We start from the raw sequence: 22,047 nt of genomic DNA, 5'->3' as shown, positions 1-22,047 counted from the left end.
AATGATATTGAGTAGGCGTTTTATGCGCTGTAAGGAGTTGGACGGATGAGAACCGCAGAAGAAGCGATTGAGTGGATTCATAGTCTGCTGCCATTTGGAATAAAACCAGGATTGAAGCGTATGGAGTGGATGTTAGAACGTCTAGACCATCCCGAGCGTTCTCTACAAATGATTCATATCGGCGGTACGAATGGAAAAGGGTCGACGGTCAGCTATTTACGCTATATAATTGAAGAAAATGGATATAATGTAGGTACTTTCACATCGCCCTATATACATTGCTTTGAAGAAAGAATTTCATATAATGGTCAGCCCATTGAAGGTGAGGACTTAGTTCAATGTGCGAATCTAGTGAAGCCGCTTGTAGAACAACTGGCTGAGTCAGACCTCGGTTCGCCGACTGAATTTGAAGTGATCACGACGATTGGTTTTCTATACTTTGCGAAACTAAGAAAGCTAGATTTTGTTTTAGTTGAAGTCGGACTTGGTGGTCGTTTAGATTCGACGAATGTGATTGAACCTATTTTGTCTATTATTACATCGATCGGTCATGATCATATGCATATTTTAGGAGACTCCTTAACAAAAATCGCAAGTGAAAAAGCGGGAATTATTAAACCGTGTAAGCCTGTGATATCAGGTGTGACTCAAGAGGAAGCGCAACTTGTTCTAAGAGATGCGGCAAAGGATAAACAAGCCGCTTTTAAACAACTTAATGCAGATTTCAAAGAGGAACTTTTATCGCGAACAGAAACAAGTCAGCTCTTTCGTTTCCAATCAAGCGAGGAAGAGTTTCAGGCGTGTGCCATTCAGATGGCTGGTGATCATCAGCGTTCTAATGCAGCCTTGGCAATCGAAGCAATCGTCACATTAAAGCAATTAGGTTATATAGATTACACAGAGGAAGCATGTTTGCTTGGTCTTCAGAAAGCAAATTGGGCAGGCCGATTTGAACTGATTGGAAAACAGCCAACCGTCATTTTGGACGGGGCTCATAACGAAGAAGGAATGGTTGCATTAGCGAGTACGCTACAAGCACATTACCCGACAAAGCGTTACCGAATCATTATGGCTGCGACGAAAGAGAAAGACATGGGCAAATTACTGATACCATTTAAACATCTCGATGTCTCGTTTACGTTCACCACATTTGATTTCTTCCGTGCAGCTGGTGAGGCCGAATTATTTGAACAAGCTGATGTTTCGCACAAGACGGCTCATTCCAATTGGAAAAAAGCTGTAGATCAAGAGGTTCGGAATTGCTTAGAAGATGAATTGGTGGTCGTGTCAGGTTCACTTTACTTTGTGTCTGATGTGAGGAAATGGCTTATCGAAACGCAGGAACAGAGGAAACTAATCACGACAAATTTATAGTAGAATCTAGAGGTGAGGGGAATGACGCAAGGTAAAGAACGATTGCTATGGTCACTATGGGTTGTTATCTTTTTGACCCTAGCTTATTTATTCGCTACAAATGTAGACGTGATTCAATGGGTTGATTTACTCGCTTTCACTGCCCTCACCGTTTTAACAGCAGTCATGCCTATTAAATATCGTTCACATATGCTGACGATTTTTCAATGGGTTACGCTTGTTATTTTCTTAAAATTCGGATTAGTGATTGAGCTCTTGATTACTCAGCTCGCTCTATTTGGTGCATTATTTGCTACAGGAATTCGAAAAGAAAATGCGTATCGTATTCCAATTAACTCTCTCATTTTTTTTGTGACGTCTTTAGTCGCAGCAAGTATGTTTTACGCTGTCGGGGGGCAAACCAACCAATCAGGAAGTCTTTCAACGTACCAGGATTTCTTAGCTGTCATGGTATATGTTGTCACATTTCTAGTAGCTAATCACCTCTGCATTTATATGGGGAGACGTTTTTTGTTTGGTTTAAAACAGCAACAAGTACTAAAAGGCATGATGATCGAGGTAGCAACAGCTGCTATTTTCTTACCACTTACGCTGATTCTGATCATCTCATATGAACAGATCGGATTAAATGCAATCGTTTTCGCAGGGTTATCATTCATCGGGATCTCTGTTGTGTTGCAGCTTTATAATCGTAGTGAATTAACGAATGAACTATTTAAAGAAGTGACTCAATTTGGTTACGAGTTAAATGCTTCACTTGACCGTTCAGATCTATTAGACCGTCTGTTAGATAAGGTCAATAAGTTTCTACAATGGGATCAATTGTATGTATATGACGTGAAAAATGAGGATTTGTCTTTATTGCATGCTGAAGATAAAGCAGGTGGAGCTGTTTCGATTTCGATGAAAAATGGAGATACATATAGTAAACAAGTCATTACATCGAATGTTATGATGATGGCGAATACTCGCAAGGAGTGGGGAGGATACGGGGAAGAACTCGCTTCAAACTTAGAGTCGATTATTACGATTCCATTAAAAAGAAAAGAAAAAATCTCAGGTATGATGACAATTACCTCCAGGAAGCCACATGCTTTTAAACAACATCAATTAATGACCCTAGAAATTATGGCTAATATGCTTACCATCGCTCTGTCGAATGTGAAAAGTTTCGAAAAAACAAAAGAGCAAAGTGAGCATTGTCAGCTAACGAACCTATATAATTTTAGATATTTTGAAGATCATCTAAAAGAAAAGCTGCAGTCTGATGAGGAGCATCCAATCTCTCTAATCTTATTGGATCTTGATCACTTTAAACGAATCAATGATACATATGGGCATCAAAGTGGGAATGATGTTTTATATGAAATTGCTCTCAGGCTAAAAAATATAGCACCTACAGAAGCGGTAGTGGCTCGCTACGGCGGGGAAGAATTTGTATTATTACTTTCACATACGACTGAAGCAGAGGCAACTTGTGTTGCGAGGGACATTTGGGATGTTTTACGTACAACCCCTATTACGATTCACAATGATTTAACAACTCAATTGGAAACCGATGTGATCGTCACAGCTAGTATCGGTGTAGCCTGTGCAACAGTTAATGAAGAAGGCCTATTAGACGATGCGACGACCCTTATTCGAAAAGCAGACCGAGCCATGTATAACGGAGCGAAGCAACGCGGCAGGGATAAAGTTGCGGTGTTTAGCGAGTTGAAGAAAGATGTTCACGTGTAATAAATAATAAGCCTCGCTCTAAGTAAGATTAGAGCGAGGCTTAGTTCGTTTAATCGGATATTTTTCGATCAAGAAGTTGAGGTTGATCTAGGTTCGTAATGATAGGCTCTTGAGATTTAAGATCGGCATACGTATTCATAATATCTCGGTTATAGAAGACTTGTAGTCTCGAAGGTTGATTGGTTTGAGTCGTTCGACTTTCATGATAGCGTAAGAACTTTCATCATCAATCTCTCCTCGTAAAGAGTAAGGCTATGTAAAAATAACTACTTTTCTTTTTGTTTATCCTCCTATAGTATACAGTATATAGACATGTTTCATTGTAAAAAAAGTAGGATATATGTAGATTTTTGTCCTATTAATGTAGTTAGTTGGTATAAATGTTCTATAATAAAAGTTGAACAGATAATGAGTAAAGCGAGGAACAAATCATGGGTTATCTTTTTTCATTGATCAGTGCAACCGTTGTTTTTTTCGTGTTACGTGCTTTACCCGTTCAGATGTCTGAAAAAACACGGGGTATCATTGTCGGTAATGGACTGCTATTGACTATTCTATTTCTATTAGTAAGTCAAAGTTCGAATTGGTGGATTGCGTTACTACTTGTACTACTTCTTTTACCTTTAACGTCATACCTCATTATGGCGCGATTCTTAACGAATCAGGAACCTGTACTCTCTACAAATAACACAGCTGTTTCTGCACTCGACTCAGAAGGTGCATTTTCTACTTACGACGATACATCCCGAAACACAATGGAAGAGGAACGATTCGACTCAGAAGATATAGATCCAGTAGTGAGCGAGGATATTTATAGAACTACTTCAGATGAAGTATTTGCAGAGGAGCCAGTGGATGAGAAAGAAAGAATTCTCGAAAAAGGAGAAGACGAAATCGAATCAATGGTACGAGAAGAAGAGGTCCCTACTCGGAAAGTAGAGGAGGTTCCAATACTCGAGGATTTAAGTAGCATCGAATCGGTAGAGGACGTTGAACGTTTTGATGAAGTGAGCTTGACGGAACAGAGTGTTTCATCGGAGGAATTATTTGACGAAGAAGAACCTGAAGAAATTGACGTTGTCGATGATGAATTTGACTTTCTTAATCGTCAACACTTAGAAATACTTGATAGTACAGATACGGATTCAGATACATTACAACCTGATCAAGAGACGGATGACATGAATGAATTAGCAGAACGAGACGAATTACTCTTTGATTTAACAGAGGAACAAGAGAGTGAGAATGTCGTAACGGAGTTATCACAAGATCAACCAAAAATTGAATCAATAGAGATGCTCGATCTTGAAGCAGAAAAGGACGATGCATCTGTTAATATGACTGAACTTGATCCACATTCAGAGCAACCTTCACACTTGATCGATGCAAACCTAGAACAGAATGTGTTAATTGACGAGTTAGCTGATATAACAGACGACAAGCAAGCAACAGAAGAAGAGACATCCTTGAATGAAGTTCACACTTTAGAACACGATACGAAAGATGAACTAGAAGAATTATCGGATTCTGTGCTAGAACCTACTATAAGTGGAGATGTAGAAACCATTGAAGAGGACGAGAAAGAACTAACTCCAGCGATTGAAAAAGAAATTCCAGATAATATGTTTTCTCTAATGGTAGAAGAGTTAAACTGGATTAAAGAAAATCGATCAGAAGAAGAATTTATGACGATGATCGACTCGTATCGCCAAAGTTCACTATCTAGTAAAGATTATTACCTTGTTTCTGTCATTCTCAGAGATTTTTATATAAAAAAACGAGACGCACAAGGGGTACGAATGTTAATGGACGAGTTAGAAGGAAAGTACAATCAGTACCCAATACTAATGGAAGAAATTTCGTATTACAAAGATCTTTCGACACAACTGTAAAGTGATATAATAATGTAATGTTATGTAATTGTACGTGTTAGATGGAATAGAAATGAAACGCAAATCTTAAAAGTAGGTGCATACAGCGATGAAGAAAAGTATTGAAGTAACAGGACTTCCACTAATTAGCATTCAAGACGGACAAACGATCGGGAAAATTAAAACACTTATTATTAATCCAGATGAAAAATCAGTCGACTTTTTAACGGTTGAAAATGAAAATTGGCAGATTTCAATGAAGGCGGTTCCTTTTAAGAAAGTCATAGGGGTGGGAGATTATGCGGTCACAATCGAACACGAGAATCATATTATTGACCTAGCGGAAATGCCGATTGCTAATAACCTAGCAAATAATAACATTAGATTAATAGGGAATAAAGTCATGACGAGAAAAGGTCAATTTTTAGGAGAAGTACAAGAGTATTATCTTGATGAGGATTCAGGGAAATTAAAGCAAATTGAATTAGCGGATAGCCAGATTCAATATGATGCTGAATTTATGATTACAATCGGCAAAGAAATGGTGATTGTTCATGAAGATTGCACGAAAGAACAAAATGATAAAGATAACGATACAATGGGCCTAAACGAACAAGATCCTGCTTCTAAACAATCAGATGAAGAAATCATCAAAAAAAGACAAGCAGATCTTTTGACTGGAAAGACCGTTACGACGACGATCTACTCAGAAGAGGGAGAGTTGTTAGCAGAAGAAGGTACGGTGTTAACCGTTGAAGAGGTGAATCAGATTCGAGCGAAGAGCCGTTCGGCGTTTGTCCAATTATCAATGAATGTTAAATAAATCGAAAGAGGGGGACTAGTATATGACTGAAGAGTATAGTGAGAGACCGAATAGTGTAAAGTCATTCATGCTAATAGGCTTATCAGCACTAGGTATACTAGTTTCTTCTTTACTCCTTTCGACATTATTTAACACATTTGTCATCGGTGAACAAACGTTTGATGCTAATACATATGTCGCTTCCATCAATGTGGAAGGCTTAGAGACAAGTGAGGCAGAGCAGCTAATCGATGAACAAATAACAGATTGGTTAATGAATCCACCCGTATACCTTACATATGTTGATGAGCATTATGCTCTAGAAGCATCCATGTATCAATTTAATGTGCAAAGCAGTGTGGACCAAGCTCAATTCGGTGATGTGAACGCTCTTTATGTGACCGTCGAAACCGTTCAATTAAAGGATTTTGTATTAGAATACTTTGGAGAGAACTTGGTTTCGTTTCTCGATTTTGAATCCCTACAACGTGAAATCGAAACGAGAAGCCAATTCTTACCTAACCAAGAGATGATCATCAATTTGAATGATCATTTTAGTGATGTATCGACAAGTGAGGTGACGGTTGCTCAAGCTACTATGCGTGGGATTACCATTACACCTGAAATCGAGCAAACCATTTCGCAATTGTATCCCCTTGTTGTGGAGGCAGAGAGTCTATTCTCCTTTCAATCGGTCCTTCTTGAGCGCGAGCTTGGAAGTGGTGATGAAGACGTGTTGACCATCCTTGCTTCAACATTACATAAGGCAGTCATAGAGACGAATTTTGATGTGTTACGTCGTACCATCAGTTCCGAAGTTCCACCGTCCGTTGAGGTTGGTTATGAAGCATTGATTAACGAAAATACGAATTACGAATTTTTTAACCCAAACAGCGATCTGTATTCGATTCATTTTGAAGCGTATGATCAAGCGGTCTCTGTTTCCATCATTGGGAGAGAGATTCCGTTTCAATATGAAATTGAGAAGGTAGACGAGCGTGAATTAGAACCGCGCTCGGTCTTACAATTCTCCTCTAAATTAAGCCAAGGGGAAACGACTGTGATAGAAGACGGTAAGGTAGGATCTGCGGTGACTTTGAATCGAAAAGTGATTTCAAGAGATGGAACGATCTTGGAGACAGAAGAGTTATACAGTGATTTTTACCGACCGATTCACCGAGTTGTTCAGCGCAGTCTTTTAGACCGAGAGCAATCACAAAATGAGGAAGTTGGCATACCTGGTCAACCTGATCAAGGAGAAAATGTTGACGGGGATTCACTAGTACCGACGGACTCAGACAATGGTCAAGATCCTACTCGAGGTACGGGAACAGATGGCGATCCAACTCATAACCAAGGCACAGAAAATGAGTTAACACCCGGTAGTAATGAGGGAAGAAGAACTCCGACGTCACCAAATGACCAAGAGCGCTCTCCTTCTTCAGACGCTAGAACAGAGGAAGAGCCAACAAGTGAATCAGAGCTTAATCGTTTACCAGTAAAAGGCGAAGAGTGAGGAAATGGGGTGGTCAAGATGACTAAGATTAGAAAAAGATTAGGTGATTTACTAGTAGAGTCGGGCTTGATTACACATGAGCAACTCGAGCTGACATTACAGGAGAAGCAAGATTCACAGAAACTTGGCGATGCTCTTTTAGCACAAGGGTATATTACCGAGCAACAATTAATTGAAGTGCTAGAGTTTCAATTAGGCATACCTCATGTAAGCTTATACCGTTACCCTGTCGATGCTAATGTCATCAGGTTAATTCCAAAAGAAACGGCTTCGAGAAACTTAGTCCTCCCTTTAAAGAAGGATGGAGATAAATTACTCGTTGCGATGGCTGACCCAATGGACTTTTTTGCCATTGATGAGTTAAGGTTAACAACTGGATTTCAAATTGAAGTAGCGATCGCGACAAAAGATGATATTACTCGAGCGATACATAAATATTATGATGTCGATGATGCAGTCGATGAATTTATGGACGAGGCTTCCTCTGTGAACGAACAAGAGCAAGAAGAAGTTGAAAATGAAGACTCTCCTATTGTGAAACTCGTGAATCAATTGTTATTACGTGCTGTTCAAGAACGAGCAAGTGATATCCATATTGATACACAGGAAACAAAAGTCGTCGTCAGGTATCGTGTGGATGGCATTTTAAAAAACGAGCGTGTCCTGCCTAAGCATATGCAAAAGGTTCTCATTGCTCGTCTTAAAATTATGGCAAACCTCGATATTACGGAAAGTCGAATTCCACAAGATGGACGAATTAAAGTGAATCTTGATTTTCACCCTGTTGATCTCCGCGTCTCTACGCTCCCGACGGTGTATGGGGAAAAAGTAGTGATGCGTATTTTAGACTTAGGTGCTGCGATTAATGATCTAAGTAAACTAGGTTTAAATAAGATACACCTTAAGCTCTTTATGGAATTGATCGAAAAGCCTACTGGCATCGTGTTAATTACTGGCCCTACTGGATCAGGAAAATCTTCGACGCTGTATGCAAGTTTAAACCGCTTAAATTCCGAAGAAGTAAACGTAATTACCGTAGAAGACCCTGTTGAGTATCAACTAGAGGGAATCAACCAAATTCAAGTAAATACTAAGGTTGGGATGACTTTTGCTGCAGGTTTGCGCGCGATTTTGCGTCAAGATCCTGACATTGTAATGGTGGGGGAAATTCGTGATACCGAAACAGCCGAAATTGCAGTTCGAGCTTCGTTAACAGGACATCTCGTTTTGAGTACGGTGCATACGAATGACTCGATCAGTACGATTACTAGATTAGTAGATATGGGACTTGAGCCATTTTTAGTGGCTTCTTCCTTAAGTGGAGTCGTCGCACAACGCTTAGTGCGAAGAGTATGTCGAGACTGTAAAGAAGACGTAACTCCAACCGAGAGAGAAAAAGAAATCTTTGCAACTCGAGGAATGAAAGTTCAACAAGTAAACCGTGGAACTGGGTGTCCGACATGTAATATGACAGGTTATAAAGGAAGACTCGCGGTTCATGAGATCTTAGTTATTGATGAAACGATAAAAAAGATGATCATGAACAACAAGTCGATTCAAGACATAAAGTCTTATGCGATCAAGAAAGGAACGATCTTTTTAATCGATGATGGACTGTTAAAGGTGAAGCAAGGACTGACAACGACCGAGGAAATTTTGCGAGTTATCACAAGTGACTAAGCGCAGAAGGGAGAAATAAATGAAGGAGAAAATTGAGCAGTTACTTCGCGCAGCCTTCCAATTAAAAGCTTCAGATGTTCACTTAACCGTCGGCGTTCCTCCGATTTTTCGAGTCAACGGTCAGTTAAAACGATACGGCACGGATAAGTTAGTACCAGAAGATACGGAAAAGATGACGATGGCTCTTTTAACCGAACCGCTAAAAGAAAAGTTAAAAGAGCAAGGCGAGGTTGACTTTTCCTATGGCATTCCTAAAGTATCTCGTTTTCGTATTAATGCCTATTATCAGCGTTCATGCCTTAGTTTAGCGATTCGAATTATTCCGACCGAAATCCCGACACTTGAATCATTGAGGATGCCTAAGGCGCTTCAAAAGATTGCTCAGTATCCTCAAGGACTTGTCTTGGTTACAGGTCCAACCGGGAGTGGAAAGTCAACAACTCTAGCCTCGATGATTCATTATATGAATGAGACGATGAGTCGACATATTGTCACATTAGAAGATCCGATCGAGTATTTGCATAAGCATAAATCATGCATTATCGACCAACGAGAAGTCGGGTTTGATACCGAAACATTTGCTAAAGGATTACGTGCTTCGCTCAGGCAGGACCCAGATGTGATTTTAGTCGGAGAAATGCGAGATCTTGAAACCATCTCAACGGCGATTACCGCGGCAGAAACAGGTCATTTAGTGTTAGGAACGCTCCATACGACAAGTGGTCCTTCGACAATTGACCGGATGATCGATGTTTTTCCACCTAATCAACAACCGCAAATTCGTGTCCAAATAGCATCTGTCTTAAAAGCGGTTGTTTCTCAACGACTCTTCCCTACCCCTGATCGAAAAAGTCGAGTAGCAGCAACAGAAATCTTAATGAACAACTCGGCTGTAGCGAATTTAATTCGAAATGAAAAGATTTTTCAAATTCATAATGTGATGCAGACAAGTAAAAGCGAAGGCATGCACACATTAGAAATGTCGATTAAAGAGCTACTAGATCAACGAAGTGTATCAATCGAGGCTGTTGCTCCTTATTTAAAGGAGGGAACAAGCAACAATGGCTCAATTTAATTACATAGGGCGGGGTACGAACGGGAAAACAAAAAAAGGAGTAATTACCGGTAGTACGAAAAGAGATGCGGCAACTAAATTAAAAGAAAAGCAAATATCTGTGCTCGAATTAACTGAAGCGAAAGCAACAGGGCTAAACAAGGAAATCTCGTTTGGAAATCCAGTTAAACTTCAAGACTTTGCGATCTACTTGCGCCAGTTTTCGACGCTGTTAAAAGCAGGAGTATCGATTGTTGAGGCAACGAATATTTTGAGTAAACAAACGAGTAGCAAAGCGCTAAAGAGATCATTAGAGGCGATTGAAGATGAGCTTCGATCAGGTTTGCCTTTTTCAGATGCTGCAGCCAAGCATCCGAAAATTTTCGAAGCACTCGTCATTAACATGGTGAAAGCCGGTGAAATTAGCGGGGACATCGATGGATCTCTTGATCGTTTAGCCGTTCATTTTGAAAAGCAACATAAAACTAGACAGAAGGTCATCTCAGCTCTTGCCTATCCGATTGTTGTTGGGATTGTTGCGATTGGGGTAGTTATCTTTCTACTCACCTCGGTTGTCCCAACATTCGCTGCGATGCTTAGCGACCTCGGTGGAGAACTACCTTTGATTACGAGATTTGTTATGGGAGCTAGTGATTTCATTCAACACTTTTGGTGGCTATTACTCTTACTAGTCATTGCCATCGTCTTACTGTTTCAAGTGATCCGGCAAAACCCAAAGACAAGCCTATATTTAGATTATGCTTTACTTAAGATGCCGATATTCGGAAAACTACTGCAACGAGCAGCGCTCGCTCGAATGACGCGAACATTAAGCTCACTTTTTTCAAGCTCTGTGCCAATCTTACAAGCAATCTCGATTGTGGAAAAAGTAATTGGAAATGCGGTCATTTCAAATGTGATGAAAGAATCGCGACATGCGCTAGAAAACGGAGAACGTCTGACCGAACCGATGAAAAAATCATGGGTGTTTCCACCACTCGTCGTTCAAATGATTTCAATTGGTGAGGAGACAGGTTCACTAGATCTCATGCTCTCGAAAGTTGCCGACTTTTATGAAGATGAAGTCGAAAATACAACCGATCGCCTAAAAAGTCTGATCGAACCATTAATGATTGTCTTTTTAGCCGCAATTGTTGGAGTCATTGTTATTGCGATCATGGTCCCAATGTTTCAAATCTATGGAGAAATATAGAAAGAGACTACGGGAAAAAGATAGTATTTTGTAGAATGATAGTATAATATACTTGTTAAGAAGGTCATTTAAAAATGGACTAATGATTTTTTAAAAGGAGAGAAATACATGTTAAAACGAATGAAAGCATTAAAAGATCAACGTGGTTTAACGTTAATTGAATTACTAGTTGTTATCGTTATTTTAGGAATTATCGCAGCAATTGCGGTTGTATCGATTGGTGGGATTATGGAGAACTCACGTAAAGATGCCCACATTGCCAATGCACAGCAGATTGTGAATGCTTCTAAATTGTACTTTTCAGCGGAGTATCCTAGTGAAGATGAAGTAAAATTAACTACACTTATAGCTGATGGCTATTTAACGCAAATTAAAGACCCAACTACTGGAGAAAATTATGATGCGGAAGAGGTTGAAGTATCTTATGATGGAGAAATCTATACAATTAAGTTAGAGGGCTATTATGATGGTTCCATTAATGAATTTAACAGGGATTCTTTTGATGATGATGCGAATATTTAATGTAGTTCAAGTAAAGCCCTCATTCTAAATGAGGGCTTTATTCATAGAAAGGGGCATTTCCATGTCGATTATCCTCAGCTTCTACTTCCTTCTCCTCGGTCTGGTCTTCGGTTCGTTCTTCAATGTTGTTGGGTTACGGGTGCCTAAGGGGGAGTCGATTGTTCGGCCGCCTTCACATTGTACAAGCTGTGGTTACCGGCTGCGTGCGCGTGATCTTGTGCCTGTGTTTTCTTATCTATTCATGCGTGGTCGTTGCCGAAAGTGTGATCAGCGGGTCTCGTTGCTTTATCCTGCTGGAGAGGCATTAACTGGTCTTTTATTTATGGTTTCTTTTCTTGTCTTTGGACTTTCCATTGAACTTATCCTTTCTCTTTTATTGCTCTCATTACTGATGATTATTTTAGTGTCTGATTTAGCCTACATGATTATTCCTGATAAAGTGCTATTGTTTTTTGGGGTGTGCCTTCTAATCTATCGACTGATTTTTCCAGCCGATGTTTGGTGGGACCCGTATGTCGGGGCAGTGATGGGGTTTAGTTTGTTGTTTCTCATTGCGATCATTAGCAATGGAGGAATGGGAGGGGGAGATATTAAGCTGTTTGCGGTATTAGGCCTCGCTCTCGGTTGGAAGCTTGTGTTACTTGCGTTCTTTTTGTCTGCATTTTACGGGGCTGTCGTTGGACTCGTGTTAATGGCGATGAAAAAAGTGAAACGAGGGCAGCCGATCCCATTTGGACCATTTATTGTTGCAGGGGCGATTACCAGTTTCTTTTTTGGAGAATCTCTTCTTTCTTGGTACCTAAATAGTTTATTATAAGAGATAGATAGAAAGGAGAGTCATCATGTTTTCATTTCGAAAGTCTAAGCCTTTGGGATTAATCATAAAAGATCATGTGATTCGATGTGTCCTACTACAGAATCAAGATCTAAGCGAAACACCTGTTTACTTTGAGCGTTATTTGCCGAGTGGTGTCATTCGTGAAGGGAAAATTATTGATGAAGATCAGTTCCAAGTCATCTTAGAAGAGTGTGTCACTGAGTGGAACTTAAAAAATAAAAAAGTCCATTTTGTCGTTCCGGATGCTCATGTTTTCTTTCGGGCCATTCCGATGCCGGCAAAGTTAGCAGAAGATGAAGTCAAAGGCTACTTGTTCATGGAACTTGGTAACTCAATCCCTCTACCATTCTCAAATCCGGTATTTGACTACCAACTTACGACTTCAGGAGATAAGCGCTATATTATGTTATTTGCTGCGCCAGAATCGATCGTGCAGACTTATGTAGACATCCTTGATGACTTAAAAGTAGATTTACTATCGATAGACGTCAATGCCTTGGCTTTGTACCGAGTCTTATCGCAACTCGATCAAACGAATCCAAATGTCCATACGATGTTACTAGACTACAATGTCGATGCGATTACGATTAGTATTTTTCATCAACATGAACCGAAGTATATTCATCATTTGGCGACACCGAACTTAATCGATGAAATGGAATACAAAAGTGCGCGATCATCAGAGAAAATGACCTATTCAGGGGATGAAGTCTCGTTATATGGTGATATTCAAGACCAAATTAATGAGATTGAACGCATTATGAGCTTTTATAAATACACGGTACATAAAGGTGAAGAAAGCATTAGTCATGTCTTTGTGACGGGGGATCATCCTTATTTTAATTATATTAGAGAACAACTAGCAGCGAAGACTCTTCTCGATATTCAAGTTGGATACAACAATTTATCCACTTCAGAGTCGGGTCTCTCTCCGCAATTTTTAACGGCAGTCGGACTTGCTTTAAAAGAGGTGAAGTAACAGATGGTAGAAATTAATTTACTCCCTCGAAAAGAAAAAAAACAACTAAATGGCCTGGTCTTTATGGTTGGGTTAACGAGTCTACTCGTGCTTAGTGTGATTGCTCTGTTCCTTTATTCCATGTCGGTAAAAAGTGACATACAAACGATTGAAACAGACATTAGCTCTGTGGAAACCGAAAGGCTCATCAAGGAAATTGAATTAGAAGATACGACAGAAACGACATCGATTGAAGAAATCGAACAAGCCATTGAGTGGGTCAAAAGCCAAGACATCTCGACATCAAAACTATTGTCGTTTTTCGTCAGCCAGCTTCCAGAACGCGGGTATTTCAGAGAATATACATACGTTGATTCAGGGGCAGTCCAATTAAAAATTCAGTTTGATACACAAAGAGAAGTTGCTTCGTATTTGCATCAACTGAATGAAAGTGATTGGGTGACAGAAGCAACATTGCTGACGATTGTTGTTGAAGAGATTAGTGAAAATGAAGAGATTGATCCTGTTCTTCCTCGTTATGTGGCAGACTTTGCAGTTCAGATGGATATGTATGAATTAGTAACGACAGAGGGAGCTGATCAATGATGAGTCAATTAAGTCCGAACATTCGCATCTTGATCGTTGTCTTTGCTTTGTTTCTAGCTATTGCTGTGCCTGCTTTCTATTATTTTAATTCGATTGCTCCGTTAGTGAGAGAGAGAGAGAATGCAGAGAATCAGCTTGTTATTGAAAAGCAACTGTTGCAATCTGTGACAGAACGAGTAGAAAGTCAAGAAACGTTTTTTACTCATCTGTATTCAACCGATTTGCAAGACGAAGTGCCTGTCGCTCCGCTAGTTGATCAATTTTTATTAGACTTAGAAAAGGCAGAGTTATTTTCAGAGAGCCTAATTACGAATTATAACTTCTCAACTAGTCTATTTACGGGTCGGCAATTACTTGAAGTTAATCAAGAGATAAGTAATGAAGATGTGCCGAGGGAGACGATTGAACCTGAAGAAGTAGAAGTAGAACTAACAGATCAGGCGGTAGATACGACACCAACAAATGTAGAAAAAGTGTCTGCGGAGCTACAGGTCGTTTCACCAACGTATATGGAAATGATGGAATTTCTAAAAGAGATAGAAGGGCTAAAACGTATTGTATCGATTGACAGCCTTCGATTTTCTGGGCATGATGAAATTCGCACCCTTGACCAACCAACAGATGATCTTCAATATGTTGTAGAAGTTTCGGCCTATTATTTGCCGACGCTCGATGGTTTATTAGACGAACTCCCTCGTTATGAACATTTACAACCATCAAACAAACTCAACCCTCTCTATAACGAAAAAATAGTTAATACAAGTGACGAATAAAAGAGGCTTTTTTTAGCCTCTTTTCTCATTCTCCCGTTCTATCAATCCTCTCTTATTAATAGAATAGAAGTAAGAAGCTTAGTGAGAGGGGAGAAGCTAGGATGAATAGGGACAAGCGCACGATTTCAGTGAAGTTGAACGGGAAAGAAGAAGTGACAAAAGAAGTAGAGAATGAAGTGACAGCGACGCGTGAGGATAAGTATGTTGAGGAAGATTCTTTTGGTGTCTCCATTCCTGAACCAGATAAAGTCATTGATTTTGAAGCGTTGCAGGCCGAACGTGAGAAACGGAAAGTACCATTTTGGGATGATGGGAATCGAGAGAAGAGTCCGAAGCTTCCTGTGAATCGGAAGAAAAAATCGTCAAGATCGTTTGACTTTATGTTACCGCCATTTTTAAAATCGCTTTCTCTTGTACCGATCGCGGTTTTACTATCGGCGATCATTGTCGGGGTGAGTTTTGGCCTCGTTGTTAAAAATGTCTTCACAGGAGGTGAGGGCCCTCCAGACGTTGCACAACAAATGACGACAGGGGCGATTCCAACCTTCCAAACGACCGAACAAAGCTTGCCTTCGGTGACAGTCGAGGTGATTCAAGGCGGAGCATTCTCGACGATTGAAAAAGCACAAGAGATGGCCGAACATTTTCAAAGAATTGGACTAGCTAGTGTGTTGACCAATTCGACTGACCCTACCTACTTATTTGTAGGATTAGGGGCGGACCGGGCGAGCACAACAGCTCTTGCGACAACGCTTCAAGCAGAAGGCAAAGAAACGTATTTAAAATCGTTTTCTATTAGTGGTGAAGGGATGTCGGGTGTCGATGATGCAGCAAGTGATTGGTATGCATCGGGACTTGGTTTGTTTCAGGCGATGATGCAAGTAACGACCGATCAACTGACGACTGGAGTGAGTGGTTCAGCGGATCAATTAAAACAGATTGAAGCGGGATTACAAGAGTTACAGCAATCACGTGAACAGGCGATTTTCCTCACACCAGAAGCGGCACAAGCATCTGCTTTAGTTATGGGTACGGAGCTTGAAGCGGCAAAAGGTCACTTGAATCAGTTTGAGGGATCAAAGGATAATAAAGAGCTATGGAAAGCGCAGCAATCTTTGCTACGAGTTTTAATGGCGTATGAACAAGTTGTAGCGCTATATTAAGCCTAATTCGAGGAGAATGAACGTCATTCTTCTCGAATTTTTTGTTTGTCGACCTCAGGAATATTTGGTATTCTTGAAGTAACCTTGTACAATAAAAGAAAATACATTGTCGAGGTGACCCCTTCATGAACTCCTTTATTTTAGCCTCTGGTTCCCCAAGGCGGAAAGAACTACTCCAACAAGCACACTACACATTCCAAATTGAAACAAGTGATGTCGATGAAACGTTTGAATCGCATCTAACACCGAGTGAAGTCGTCTGTGAATTAGCCCGAAAAAAAGCAGAAGCTGTGGCGGTTCATCACCCTAATGCAGTAGTACTTGGCGCGGATACTGTCGTTGTCTGTGATGACAACATCTTAGGTAAGCCAAAAGATGAAGCCGAAGCGCTCGAGATGCTTCGAGTATTAAACGATCGTGACCATTCTGTGTTAACGGGTGTGGCCATCTGTCATAACGGAAAAACAAAAACATTTTTCGAAGAGACGGTTGTCCATTTTTATCCGTTAACGGAAGAAGATATGTCACGATACGTTCAAACTCGTGAACCATTTGATAAAGCAGGTGGCTACGGTATTCAAGGGTTTGGAGCCTACCTGGTGCATTCGATTTCTGGTGATTACAACACGGTGGTCGGCTTACCTTTAGCTAAAACCATGCGTGAGCTAACCGCTTTCGGCATATACCCTACGCTTGTTTAACACAACAACTTGTTCTTTGAAAACCACATTTTCCCCTTATTTGAAAGGAGCCGTCAAATTGAGCCCATCATCCCTCCTTATTCGCGATATTCCCGTAAATGAACGCCCCCGTGAACGCATGTTAAAACAAGGTCCAACGGCCTTATCGAATCAAGAAATTTTAGCAATTTTGCTCCGCACAGGTACGAAAAAAGAGTCTGCTCTGCATTTAGCAGGGCGACTCTTAGAACAATTTGATGATCTGACGTTGCTACGGTCTGCCACTTGTGAAGAGCTTTGTAAAATTAAAGGTATTGGCATGGCGAAAGCTGTAGAAATTCAAGCTGTGATGGAACTTGCTAGAAGAATTTACACGACACGCCAAGAGAAAAAGTACGTGATCAAATCACCAGAAGATGTTTCCAATTATGTGATGGAGGACATGAGGTTTCTGACCCAAGAACATTTTATTACTCTTTATTTAAATACTAAAAATCATGTGATTCATCGCCATACTGTGTTTATTGGGAGCCTCAATGCAAGCATTGTGCATCCCCGTGAAGTATTTAAAGAAGCCCTCAGACGCTCAGCTGCATCGGTCATATGCTTGCATAATCATCCTTCTGGTGACCCGACACCGAGCCGAGAGGATATCGAGGTGACCAAGAGGTTGAATGAAGCGGGTAAAGTCCTTGGTATCGAAGTGTTAGATCATGTCATTATTGGCGATCGTACATTTGTTAGCTTAAAGGAACAAGGACATATTATTTAACATGTAGAGTTAAAAAGGAATGGTGTGTAGCACTTTTAGGAGGGTGTTTTTGATCTTTTATCTGAAACAAAAGATGTAAATTTCGTGGTGGGGAACTTAAGGCTATTTTTTTAAGTGAATGTTCGATATAATAAAAGTTATGATTTCAGATAAGGTCTGAAGGGAGATACATAGATGTTTGGTGGATTTTCAAGAGATATCGGAATTGATTTAGGAACAGCGAATACGCTTGTTTATGTAAAAGGAAAAGGAATTGTGGTGCGAGAGCCTTCGGTTGTTGCATTACGTACTGATACAGGATCGATTGAAGCAGTCGGTAATGATGCGAAGAATATGATTGGACGTACGCCGGGTAATATTATCGCGGTTCGACCAATGAAGGATGGAGTTATTGCTGATTTTGATACAACAGCAAAGATGATGAAGTACTTTATCCGTCAAGCGACGAAAAGTCGCTCGATCTTTACGCCTAAGCCATCGGTCATGGTTTGTGTGCCTTCAGGAATTACAGCTGTTGAAAAGCGTGCTGTAGAAGATGCGACAAAACAAGCGGGGGCGAAAGAAGCTTATACGTTAGAAGAGCCATTTGCAGCAGCAATTGGAGCACAATTACCCGTTTGGGAACCAACAGGTAGCATGGTTGTCGATATTGGTGGAGGTACAACAGAAGTAGCGATTATCTCACTAGGTGGAATTGTTACGAGTCAATCAATTCGTGTTGCAGGTGATGAGATGGACGATGCGATCATTCATTATGTGAAGAAAAATTACAACCTTATGATTGGAGAGCGTACAGCAGAAACTCTTAAAATGGAAATTGGTACAGCGGGAGTCCCTGAAGGTGTCGATGATATGGACATTCGTGGACGTGACTTAGTATCAGGTCTTCCAAAAACGATTTCAGTAACAGCAGAAGAGATTTCAAGAGCTTTAGCTGATACAGTGACAACGATTGTTGAATCTGTGAAAAGCACACTTGAACAATCACCACCTGAGTTAGCTGCTGATATTATCGATCGTGGGATTGTTTTAACTGGTGGTGGTGCACTGCTTCGTAACCTCGATCGTGTCTTAAGCGAAGAAACAAATATGCCTGTCATCGTGGCAGAAAATCCGCTTGATTGTGTGGCAATTGGCACGGGAAAAGCGCTTGAGAACTTGCATTTATTCCGTTCAAGAGCTGGGATTACGTCACGTTCAGATAGAAAATCGTAAGTAGGTGTCTAGCATGCCATCCTTTTTCTCGAACAAAAAGTTAATTATTCTTCTTGTCAGCATTATCATTTTGATGGCGTTGATTGGATATTCCTTGTCTGATCGTGGGAAGACGTCAGCGCCGGAGCAATTTATGAGAGATGCAGTTGGATGGGTGCAGTCAGCGTTCTCAAAACCCGCACATTCTGTAGCGGGTTTCTTTGAGAGTGTTTCTGACATTCAAAACGTGTATGAAGAGAATAAACTCTTGAAATCACGGCTTGAAGAATATGCTCAAATCTCTGTTGAACGAAATTTGCTACGTGATGAAAATGAAACGCTGCGTGAGATGATTGAATTAGAAGAAAGTTTAAGTGATTATGTCATGAGAACTGCTGTGGTTATTCATAGAAATCCCGATCGGTGGAGTGATTTTATCGCCATTAATCGTGGGTCACAACATGGCATTGAGCCAAACATGGCACTCGTTGATTCTGAAGGTGGTTTGATTGGAAAAGTCAAGCGGACGAGTCAGTTTAGTTCCTTTGTTCAACTATTATCGGATAATGATCGCACGAACCGAGTATCAGCTAAAGTTGTCGGGGACCAACCGTTAAATGGCTTCATTGAGGGATATGATGAAGACCGCGGATTGTTGATTATGAGAAAACTTGATTTTGATACGGAAATTGAAGAAGAACAAATGGTAACGACATCAGGACTTGGCGGGGTGTATCCAGAAGGGCTATTAATAGGTGAGATTGTTGAAGTCGAACCAGATGAGTTCGGGCTCACTCAAAATGCGTACATTAAACCAACTGCTGACTTCTACTCTCTCAACTATGTGTATGTGATTGAACGGACAAGTACGTCTGTTGATCCTGAGTTGTTAGAGGAGGAATCCTAGTGTATCGTGCGTATCTTCCAACTCTGTTGTTGTTGACATTAGTCATTGAGGGAAGTCTGTATCAATACTTCTTACCAGAACGTCTCGGAGCTAATTACATTATCGTTCCGAGGTTTCTTTTAGTCTCTCTTGTATTAATTGGTATTTATTTAGGACGGAGCACGGGCTTACTTTACGCACTATGCTTTGGACTCATTTATGATGTGGTTTATACAGAACTGTTAGGCGTGTATATGTTTGGTTTCGCCGTTGTAGGCTATGCGTTCGCCCTTTCTTATAAACAAATTCAAGATAGTATTCTCGTGCCTCTCATTCTTTCTCTTGTGGCGGTGGCATTGTTTGAGTATTATCAGTATGGGTTGTTCCGCTTAATATCCATTACAGATATGGGAGCACAAGTGTTTGTGCTTGAACGATTGTTACCTACTATTGTGTTAAACATAGGATGGGCGATTTTAATGCTTTATCCGATAAAGAAGCTTTGTGTTCATATTCAACATCACTCAAGTTTACGTGAACGATAAATCGACAAAATAAAAAAAGTTCACAGATTAAAATTGTAAAAAGAGGGTTTGATCCCTCACATGTTGAATAAAACTATCAATCACCGATTTGAGCCTATAGACTCATAGTAGAGAGCACCCTATGAAACTGGCTTTAAATGCGCGTGTGTCTGAGGTGAACGTTGAATGACGCAGAAAAAACAACATGTTACGATAAAAGGAACAAAGGATGGATTGATCTTCCTACTAGATGATCAATGCTCCTATGATGGGTTGCTACTAGAGTTAGAAGAAAAGCTCTCCACTAAGCACTATCAACGATCGGGAGAACCAGATGTGAAAGTGAATATTAACATCGGGTACCGCTATTTAACAAAAAAACAAGTAGATGAAATTACAACAATTATCACAGATGGACGTAACCTCGCTATTGAACAGATTCATTCAGAAGTCATCTCAAAAGACGAGGCAGAAAAGGCGCATCAGCAATCACAAATTGTGACGTTAACGAGAGTGGTTCGCTCTGGTCAAGTCTTACGCGTTCGTGGTGACTTATTGTTAATAGGCGATGTAAACCCAAGTGGAACGGTTATGGCCACTGGGAGCATTTTTGTCATGGGATCACTTCGTGGCGTCGCTCATGCGGGATTTGAAGGGGAAGATTCTGCAGTTGTTGCGGCGGCTCTAATGAACCCTACTCAAGTGAGAATCGCTGACCAAATTCATCATTTTGATGAAGAGGATAAAGAGACGCCTATGGAAAGTGCTTATCTCTCTGAAGACTCTAATCGGTTTGTTTTTGAGAGAGTGCAGCATTTAATGCATTATCGTCCGAGACTACAAAAGAATGAATCACAAATTATTGGTGAATGACGCGTGGTATAGAAAGGGGTCATGAGCATGGGAGAAGCAATAGTAATTACAAGTGGTAAAGGTGGAGTTGGGAAGACAACAACTACTGCCAACATCGGGACTTCCCTTGCGCTTTCAGGAAAAAAAGTATGTTTAGTCGATACAGATATAGGTCTTCGTAATTTAGATGTTGTCATGGGACTTGAAAACCGTATCATCTATGACCTAGTTGATGTGGTAGAGGGTCGCTGTAAATTAAAGCAAGCATTAATTAAAGATAAACGTTTTGAATGCTTATATTTACTACCTGCTGCTCAAACAAAAGACAAGCACTCTGTTGAGCCTGAGCAGATGAAAGAAATTGTTAACGAATTAAAGCAAGAATATGATTATGTAATAATTGATTGTCCTGCAGGTATTGAGCAAGGCTTTAAAAATGCTGTAGCAGGTGCAGACCAAGCCATTGTTGTCACTACACCAGAAACGTCTGCGGTTCGTGATGCAGATCGGATTATTGGTTTATTAGAACAAGAAGAGGTAGAGGCTCCTAGATTAATTGTTAATCGTATTCGTGGACATATGATGAAAAATGGCGAAATGTTAGATGTCGATGAGATTGCTTCCATCCTAGCGATTGATTTAATAGGAATTGTTGTCGACGATGATGATGTTATTAAGCACTCCAATAAAGGAGAACCAATTGCCTTATATACGACAAGCAAAGCATCGATTGCCTATCGAAATATTGCAAGACGCATTTTAGGAGAAACCGTCCCTTTGATGTCACTAGAAGAAGAGAAGGGCTTTTTAAAGAAAATCAAACAATTTTTTGGCGTGCGCTAAACCATCTGATCATCAGATGGTTTTTTTTGATGTGATGGTCACTGTGTACATGATTTTATAGATTAATCGGTGATTTCTGCTTATTCTAGGTGATAAGCAGAGGTCAGTACGAGCATCCGCGTTCAGTGTCTTTTTTTAACATTTTTTTCATCATTTGAGTGCATTTTCTTTTCCGTTAGTTAATCTATG

21 protein-coding genes are annotated in these 22,047 nt (G+C 40.3%); all 21 read left to right on the top strand.

The annotated features are described in order from the left end of the window. The first annotated feature begins 45 nt into the window (after positions 1–45). Complete coding sequence (locus tag CDZ88_RS11335) at positions 46–1,374, top strand: bifunctional folylpolyglutamate synthase/dihydrofolate synthase (protein WP_100373649.1); 1,329 nt, start codon at positions 46–48, stop codon at positions 1,372–1,374. A 21-nt stretch (positions 1,375–1,395) separates the two neighbouring features. Continuing rightward, positions 1,396–3,111: a sensor domain-containing diguanylate cyclase gene (locus CDZ88_RS11330; protein ID WP_100373648.1), complete on the top strand. Its 1,716-nt coding sequence runs from the start codon at positions 1,396–1,398 to the stop codon at positions 3,109–3,111. A gap of 431 nt (positions 3,112–3,542) precedes the next feature. Further along, the gene (locus tag CDZ88_RS11325) at positions 3,543–5,003 is read left to right on the top strand and encodes a hypothetical protein (RefSeq protein WP_100373647.1); all 1,461 of its coding nucleotides are present in this window, start codon (positions 3,543–3,545) and stop codon (positions 5,001–5,003) included. A gap of 88 nt (positions 5,004–5,091) precedes the next feature. Beyond that, a complete protein-coding gene (locus CDZ88_RS11320) occupies positions 5,092–5,805 on the top strand; it encodes a PRC-barrel domain-containing protein (RefSeq protein WP_100373646.1) in 714 nt (237 codons plus the stop codon). Positions 5,806–5,827: 22 nt separating this feature from the next. Beyond that, positions 5,828–7,300, top strand: a complete 1,473-nt coding sequence (locus tag CDZ88_RS11315; RefSeq protein ID WP_100373645.1) for a G5 domain-containing protein — start codon at positions 5,828–5,830, stop codon at positions 7,298–7,300. Between the two features lie 18 nt (positions 7,301–7,318). After that, positions 7,319–8,980, top strand: coding sequence for a GspE/PulE family protein (locus tag CDZ88_RS11310; protein WP_100373644.1), 1,662 nt, complete (start codon positions 7,319–7,321; stop codon positions 8,978–8,980). Between the two features lie 19 nt (positions 8,981–8,999). Beyond that, positions 9,000–10,055, top strand: a complete 1,056-nt coding sequence (locus tag CDZ88_RS11305) for a type IV pilus twitching motility protein PilT (RefSeq protein ID WP_100373643.1) — start codon at positions 9,000–9,002, stop codon at positions 10,053–10,055. Then, positions 10,042–11,247 carry a type II secretion system F family protein gene (locus CDZ88_RS11300; protein ID WP_100373642.1) on the top strand — a complete coding sequence of 402 codons (1,206 nt, stop codon included), beginning with the start codon at positions 10,042–10,044 and terminating at the stop codon, positions 11,245–11,247. The genes CDZ88_RS11305 and CDZ88_RS11300 overlap by 14 nt, the downstream gene beginning before the upstream one ends. Positions 11,248–11,355: 108 nt before the next feature. Next, positions 11,356–11,769 (top strand): type II secretion system protein, encoded by a 414-nt coding sequence (locus tag CDZ88_RS11295; protein WP_100373641.1) that lies wholly within the window; start codon positions 11,356–11,358, stop codon positions 11,767–11,769. A gap of 61 nt (positions 11,770–11,830) precedes the next feature. Then, the gene (locus CDZ88_RS11290) at positions 11,831–12,586 is read left to right on the top strand and encodes a prepilin peptidase (RefSeq protein ID WP_100373640.1); all 756 of its coding nucleotides are present in this window, start codon (positions 11,831–11,833) and stop codon (positions 12,584–12,586) included. Positions 12,587–12,611: 25 nt separating this feature from the next. Then, positions 12,612–13,586 carry a type IV pilus biogenesis protein PilM gene (gene pilM / locus CDZ88_RS11285; protein ID WP_100373639.1) on the top strand — a complete coding sequence of 325 codons (975 nt, stop codon included), beginning with the start codon at positions 12,612–12,614 and terminating at the stop codon, positions 13,584–13,586. Positions 13,587–13,589: 3 nt separating this feature from the next. Beyond that, positions 13,590–14,171 carry a PilN domain-containing protein gene (locus CDZ88_RS11280; RefSeq protein WP_100373638.1) on the top strand — a complete coding sequence of 194 codons (582 nt, stop codon included), beginning with the start codon at positions 13,590–13,592 and terminating at the stop codon, positions 14,169–14,171. Next, a complete protein-coding gene (locus CDZ88_RS11275; protein ID WP_157796544.1) occupies positions 14,171–14,944 on the top strand; it encodes a hypothetical protein in 774 nt (257 codons plus the stop codon). Before CDZ88_RS11280 ends, CDZ88_RS11275 begins: the two co-directional genes overlap by 1 nt. Before the next feature lie 101 nt (positions 14,945–15,045). Next, the gene (locus tag CDZ88_RS11270; protein ID WP_100373636.1) at positions 15,046–16,107 is read left to right on the top strand and encodes a hypothetical protein; all 1,062 of its coding nucleotides are present in this window, start codon (positions 15,046–15,048) and stop codon (positions 16,105–16,107) included. A 125-nt stretch (positions 16,108–16,232) separates the two neighbouring features. Then, positions 16,233–16,808, top strand: coding sequence for a Maf family protein (locus tag CDZ88_RS11265; RefSeq protein ID WP_100373635.1), 576 nt, complete (start codon positions 16,233–16,235; stop codon positions 16,806–16,808). A 58-nt stretch (positions 16,809–16,866) separates the two neighbouring features. After that, positions 16,867–17,559, top strand: coding sequence for a RadC family protein (gene radC / locus CDZ88_RS11260; protein WP_100373634.1), 693 nt, complete (start codon positions 16,867–16,869; stop codon positions 17,557–17,559). A gap of 174 nt (positions 17,560–17,733) precedes the next feature. After that, positions 17,734–18,774, top strand: coding sequence for a rod shape-determining protein (locus CDZ88_RS11255; protein ID WP_100373633.1), 1,041 nt, complete (start codon positions 17,734–17,736; stop codon positions 18,772–18,774). Positions 18,775–18,787: 13 nt separating this feature from the next. After that, the gene (mreC, locus tag CDZ88_RS11250) at positions 18,788–19,660 is read left to right on the top strand and encodes a rod shape-determining protein MreC (RefSeq protein ID WP_100373632.1); all 873 of its coding nucleotides are present in this window, start codon (positions 18,788–18,790) and stop codon (positions 19,658–19,660) included. Further along, positions 19,660–20,184: a rod shape-determining protein MreD gene (gene mreD / locus CDZ88_RS11245; RefSeq protein ID WP_100373631.1), complete on the top strand. Its 525-nt coding sequence runs from the start codon at positions 19,660–19,662 to the stop codon at positions 20,182–20,184. Before mreC ends, mreD begins: the two co-directional genes overlap by 1 nt. A 165-nt stretch (positions 20,185–20,349) precedes the next feature. Further along, a complete protein-coding gene (minC, locus tag CDZ88_RS11240) occupies positions 20,350–21,036 on the top strand; it encodes a septum site-determining protein MinC (protein ID WP_100373630.1) in 687 nt (228 codons plus the stop codon). A 27-nt stretch (positions 21,037–21,063) separates the two neighbouring features. Further along, positions 21,064–21,858, top strand: a complete 795-nt coding sequence (minD, locus tag CDZ88_RS11235; RefSeq protein ID WP_100373629.1) for a septum site-determining protein MinD — start codon at positions 21,064–21,066, stop codon at positions 21,856–21,858. Positions 21,859–22,047 lie beyond the last annotated feature (189 nt).

Origin of the sequence: Bacillus sp. FJAT-45037, assembly GCF_002797325.1 — a bacterium.
GTDB lineage: Bacteria > Bacillota > Bacilli > Bacillales > Bacillaceae_D > Alkalihalophilus.
This window is presented reverse-complemented; position numbering and strand designations above follow the sequence as displayed.